Origin of the sequence: Rhodococcus sp. NPDC057014, from assembly GCF_042673295.1 — a bacterium.
Classification (GTDB): domain Bacteria; phylum Actinomycetota; class Actinomycetes; order Mycobacteriales; family Mycobacteriaceae; genus Rhodococcus_F.
Map to the genome: position 1 here is coordinate 1 of NZ_JBHUSF010000650.1, position 1,158 is coordinate 1,158.

At 67.2% G+C, this 1,158-nt stretch carries 1 protein-coding gene; it reads left to right on the plus strand.

Features of this window, described 5'->3' with window-relative positions; all coding sequences use genetic code 11:
* Window positions 1-1,158 (plus strand): AMP-binding protein (locus ACFTZB_RS45750; RefSeq protein ID WP_378442640.1); only part of this gene is annotated, 1,158 nt, incomplete at both ends.

The window sequence follows — 1,158 nt, forward strand, 5'->3', positions numbered from 1 at the left end:
ACTGCGAACGCCGGACCCGAACTCCAGGCTGCCGCAGACGAGGACCGACTCGCATTCTGGGCGACCCAGGCCGAGCGCCTGCACTGGCACACGCCCTTCACCGAGGTACTCGACTGGTCCGACGCACCCGTCGCGAAATGGTTCGTCGGCGGAGAACTCAACGTCGCCTACAACTGCGTCGACCGGCACGTGATCGCCGGCAACGGCGACCGCGTCGCCATCCACTTCGAAGGCGAACCGGGCGACACCCGCGACCTGACCTACAACGACCTGCTCACCGAAGTGTCCAAGGCCGCCAACACCTTCACCGACCTCGGACTCGTCGCCGGCGACCGCGTCGCGATCTACATGCCGATGATCCCCGAGGCCATCGTCACCATGCTCGCCTGCGCGCGCCTGGGCCTGACCCACTCCGTGGTCTTCGCCGGCTTCTCCGCCAGCGCCCTGCGCTCGCGCATCGACGACGCCGAAGCCAAACTCGTCGTCACCGTCGACGGACAGTGGCGCCGCGGACAGGCCGCACCCCTCAAGCCCGCCGTCGACGAGGCGGTCGACGGCGCTGCGTCCGTCGAGCACGTTCTCGTCGTCAAGCGCACCGGCATAGATGTCGCCGTCGCCGACGGCCGGGACCTGTGGTGGCACGAGACCGTCGACAAGGCGTCCGGCACCCACGAGGCGACCCCGTTCGACGCCGAGCACCCGCTGTTCATCCTCTACACCTCCGGCACCACCGGAAAACCCAAGGGCATCATCCACACCTCCGGCGGCTACCTCACCCAGGCGTCCTACACCCACCACAACGTCTTCGACCACAAGGCCGGCCAAGACGTGTACTGGTGCACCGCCGACATCGGCTGGGTCACCGGCCACAGCTACATCGTCTACGGACCGCTGTCCAACGGCGTCACCCAGGTGGTCTACGAGGGCACCCCGAACTCCCCCGACGAGCACCGCCACTTCCAGATCATCGAAAAATACGGTGTCAGCATCTACTACACCGCCCCCACCCTCGTGCGCACCTTCATGAAGTGGGGCAGGGAGATCCCCGACGCCCACGACCTGTCCTCGATCCGGCTGCTCGGCTCCGTCGGCGAACCCATCAACCCCGAGGCCTGGAAATGGTTCCGCGAGGTCATCGGCGGCAACCAGGCCCCCATC